Source organism: Paenisporosarcina sp. P4_E4_2, assembly GCF_056401595.1.
In genome coordinates this window covers 1-4,505 of sequence record NZ_JBFUJC010000257.1, presented here as the reverse complement: position 1 = coordinate 4,505, position 4,505 = coordinate 1, and the positions used below count along the sequence as shown (strand labels likewise).

The 4,505-nt window shown below is 35.4% G+C and carries 3 protein-coding genes and 1 pseudogene; 2 read left to right on the top strand and 2 right to left on the bottom strand.

Annotated features, from left to right (window positions below):
• Positions 1 to 33: 33 nt before the first annotated feature.
• Complete coding sequence (locus tag AC1DSB_RS14875) at positions 34 to 1,245, bottom strand: MFS transporter (protein WP_477586997.1); 1,212 nt, start codon at positions 1,243 to 1,245, stop codon at positions 34 to 36.
• Between the two features lie 181 nt (positions 1,246 to 1,426).
• Here AC1DSB_RS14875 and AC1DSB_RS14870 point away from each other — a divergent pair, with 181 nt between their 5' ends.
• Positions 1,427 to 1,798 carry a winged helix-turn-helix transcriptional regulator gene (locus AC1DSB_RS14870; protein WP_016426622.1) on the top strand — a complete coding sequence of 124 codons (372 nt, stop codon included), beginning with the start codon at positions 1,427 to 1,429 and terminating at the stop codon, positions 1,796 to 1,798.
• Between the two features lie 514 nt (positions 1,799 to 2,312).
• Here the strand turns inward: AC1DSB_RS14870 and AC1DSB_RS14865 are convergent.
• The gene (locus AC1DSB_RS14865; protein WP_016426623.1) at positions 2,313 to 3,233 is read right to left on the bottom strand and encodes a VanZ family protein; all 921 of its coding nucleotides are present in this window, start codon (positions 3,231 to 3,233) and stop codon (positions 2,313 to 2,315) included.
• Between the two features lie 443 nt (positions 3,234 to 3,676).
• On the opposite strand from AC1DSB_RS14865, the pseudogene AC1DSB_RS14860 reads away from it, so the two are divergent.
• Positions 3,677 to 4,198 (top strand): annotated as a pseudogene (locus AC1DSB_RS14860) (hypothetical protein); the annotation flags it as partial.
• Positions 4,199 to 4,505: the final 307 nt, after the last annotated feature.

The following is a 4,505-nucleotide window of genomic DNA, read 5'->3' as shown; positions in this document are numbered from 1 at the left end:
GTTCTATATTTGGTGATTTCACACATTTATTACTTAGGAAACCACCTCCTTCAATTTATCCCCTTTTTGGTCTTTTCTTTCAAGGGATGCACTCCAACCTGCAAGGATGGCAGCTATCAGTACCATAAGTGCTCCTACCCAAGAGGTGTGAATCAGTCCAATAGAGTCTGTGATAATACCACCTAAGTAGGATCCAATTGCAATTCCAGCGTTAAATGCAGCAATATTGATGGCCGACGCCATATCTACTCCAGTAGGTACAAATCGTTCTGCTAACATGACCACATACACTTGTAATCCCGGTACATTCATAAAAGCTAGAACCCCCATTAAGAAAATGGTAATCAATCCTGCTATTTTAAATGGTGCCGTAAACATCAGGATAAATAGTATCACCGCTTGTATAATAAACATGTAAAATAATGCTCTAATCGGATTGTGATTAGACAGCTTTCCACCCACCATGTTGCCAATAGCGATCGCAATACCATATACAAGAAGAATCACAGCAACTGTTCCTTCTTTATATCCTGTTATTTCCTGTAGTATCGGTGATAGATAAGTAAAGACAACGAATGTTCCTCCATAACCTAAGGCAGTAATCATAAATAAAAGTAATAAGCGACCATTTGTCACTAATTTGAACTGATCACGAAACGTTGTACGAGTACCTTTTCGTAAACTAGATGGAATCAGGATACTATTCGCGATTAAGGCTATAACTCCGATGACAATGATGATGATAAAGGCCATTCTCCAACCAAATTGTTGTCCAATTWATGTTCCCAATGGTACACCTGTTACAGTTGCTACCGTGAGTCCTGAAAACATAATGGATATGGCACTAGCTCTTCGATTTTCCGGTACTAAATCTGCAGCGATGGTAGAGCCAATGGACATAAAAACTCCATGTGAAAAGGCAGAAATAACACGAGCAACAAGTAACACACCAATGCTTGTCGCACTAGCAGCAATACTATTGCCTATAATAAAAATAACCATAATCCAAAGTAGTAATGATTTTCGTGACATACTAGAGGTAATGGATGTTAGAATAGGTGCCCCAAATGTTACTCCTAATGCATATAAGGAAACTGTTAAGCCTGCTGTCGTAACAGATATTTGTAAATCATTCGCTATTAATGGTAATAGGCCTACACTGATAAATTCTGTTGTTCCTATTGCAAATGCACTAATAGCTAAGGCTAACAGTGCTAATGTACTTTGTTTTTTATCTAAAGGCATTTTTCTCCTCCTTAATAATTTGGTAATGTATGAACGATCTTGTTTTAAGTAAACTAAAAAATAATTACATTAAAACTCAACCGATAAATGCTATTATGGTACATATGAATTAAGTAGAGAAGTACGCACTTAAAAGTACTATAGGTACTTTTAAGTTCCTATACATGAGGAGAAATTATATATGAAGAAAAAGAAATACAATATTTCAGTAGAAGCGACGCTAGAAGTGATAGGAGGAAAGTGGAAATGTGTGATTCTATGCCATTTAACACACGGTAAGAAACGAACAAGTGAATTGAAACGTCTTATGCCAGATATTACACAGAAGATGTTAACCCAACAATTACGTGAATTAGAGGTAGATGGAGTCATTAATAGAATTGTTTATAATCAAATTCCTCCAAAAGTGGAGTATGAGCTAAGTGAATATGGATGGAGCTTACAAGGTATCTTAAATTCACTATGTACATGGGGAGAAAAGCATATTATCAAAGTGTATGGCGATACATTTGATGTCCTGGAAGAGAACGTTCTAAATGAACATCTAAAATAATGAACTAGGGAATTTGAAAATATTTCTTTCCTATTCTGTATATAACAACCTATCAGAGGCTGCTGTATCAGAATTGTTACTTGCTTTGCTATCCTTCTATGGTTCAGAAGCGATCCTGATAAACATATGCTTCGGAAAAATTGTGCTACCAATAGGAAAAACGTTTAGGGTTTTTAAAAAAGGCTGTTTTCTAAATGATTGTTGTTTTTGGATGGGGTAGAAGCCTGAATCAAGGAAAAAGAGCAAAAGCGGCAACTTTAATGGGTTTAAGTGACCGATTTCTGAAATGGAAACGAACCGGTCACTGTTACTTTATACTATATTTCTTAAATGAATAAGAAAAACCTCAATGAGATACATCACGGTGAACCGTACCATAAGTAAGTGCGGTTAGAGGAAAGGGACTTTTTGCAGCCTAACATAATAAGGTCGGCTTTTTATGAACTTAAAGGGATTGGACACATCCAATCCCTTTAAATGTATGCCACAGTAATACATCGCTATAGTCACTAGATTACTCCCACCAATGCTTTAGTTCTGTGAAGTCTACATCCCATAGTTTTATGTTACCAGTAATAACTATGGTCATTTCTTTCGTCTCGTAAAATAGTGGGATTTCTAATGGCATTTCCAATGTTCCTGGTTCTGTTAAGTATTCCTCATCTATTTGAATTCTTACACCATCATCCGTATATATGGTTACTTTACCCTTAAATTCCTCAGTATCTGGAATGCCAAGGTTTAGATAAAAAATTAGCTCTTCTTTCCCTTCAACATTATAAGTATAGGTTTGGCTAGTATTCCCTTCATTACTGTACAAGTTGAATTGGGGTTCTATTGTATCGCCAGCTATAGTGAAGTGTGGAATATCTTTCATTAGTGGCTTCTTCCCCTTCGTTTCCTCGATATGCTGTAAAGGTTGTTTAGAACTTACGCGCTTATCTAAAATCTCAGAGACGCACATTACACAAACTAACAGTAGAATAGCAGCTGAGCAAGAGGCAATGAGCTTCCTACAAGTCAATTTTGATGTGAAACCAACTTTGTAGACAACATAGCCTATTATTGCACCTATTGTATTTGAAATAATATCGTCAGCATCAAAGGTTCCGAGATACATTAAAGGTTGTAGTATTTCTAATCCAAGAATTACGATAATAAACCAGCCTATAAATTTTCCAAAGTTAACTTGTTTTAATAAAGGAAACAGGATACCAAAGGGGATGAATGCCGCTATATTTCCAAAGTCGTACAACCAAGAAAACCGGAAACTAGGGAAATTTAAAGGGACGCTTGATGGAATAATTAGAAATTCATAACCTGCATCCATGTAATTACTTCTATGATCTAGGCGATTAAAATAGAAAAACATAAAATATAAAGTAAGAGCCGTATACATAATTGTAATCGTGGTAATTAAATGTTGCTTTTTCATTTACTTTCCTCCGCGTAAAATAGAATAATAAATATCATTGTAGCTGTTTAAAATGACTTTTGAGTGACAATTTAAGGTGTTCAGTGGATAACTATAAATATATTAACACTGTCTAAAGACAAAAATTGAGCTTAAAGAGGAGTTTGTCATCTAAGATAGAAAAAGCACCCACAATTTGTGAGCGCCTAAATGTTTCATTCTCCTGTTTTCATGAACGTTCGTATTTCTTCAATTTCTTTTTCAAGACAATAAAAAGCACCTCCGAAGAGATGCTTTAGTTCACATAATAAGTATTCACGGATAGTAGCAATGTCCATTATTAGTACWGATAGACTTAGGATCATTACTTTCGCTGGAGGAGTGCCGACATCGTTCTCTTATGAGTCCCCGGATGGGCAGTCTCATCTCATCCATGTTACGCCTGAGCCAAGAATCAAAACCATTTTGATTTAAATGATGATAGGCTTACTGAATTAAAAACTAAGGAACTTTCTGTTTTACCGTTATTTTCGTGTTTGAATTGTTCGATGGTTTGGGAACCTCAATATTTTAAGTTAAGTGATGGAGGTACTTCTATTCAACTAATCAGTCAAGAAAATACGGATGATTGGATTCAGGATGAGGAAGATAAGCTACCGGTGCCACTTCCGAGAACAAATGTAAAACTTATTGAAATGAAGGTCGAAGATATTCCAACTAATGRAGAAAATTATGATGCAGCTTTTGATTTATTTGGTTCAGAATACTTGTGTAGATTGATGGGTGCTCCTTTGTACGATGAGGTTCCTGAGGATTTAGATTGTCCGTTTTGTAACAAAGAAATGATGTACATTGCCACGATAACACAAGACCTTGGTGAACAAGAACTCATTTCAGTCGTTGATTTTCAATTAGGTGAGATAAATATTTACTATTATTTATGTAAAGATTGTTCAGTTCTAAAAACACAAACACAAGGCACATAAAAAATTCTTATTCAACTAACGGGTGCTTTAGTTGAAGATCAGTGAGCTGCTTAAGTGGCTCTTTTTTCTTGTTCAACTAAAGGGGCAGGTTAGTTCAAGAGGATTTCTTGCAAACTGGAAGAGGTATATAAATGAATAAATTAATTAGATTCTTGGATAAATACCTCATAGGCAGCGTAATGATTATTGGTGGGATATTATTTTTCATAATTACTCACGGTAAACCTTTTAAAGAAGTTGAAGACTCATTAGTTGTAACCTATGCATATGTTATTGGTGGAATTGTATATCTACATTGTATATCTAC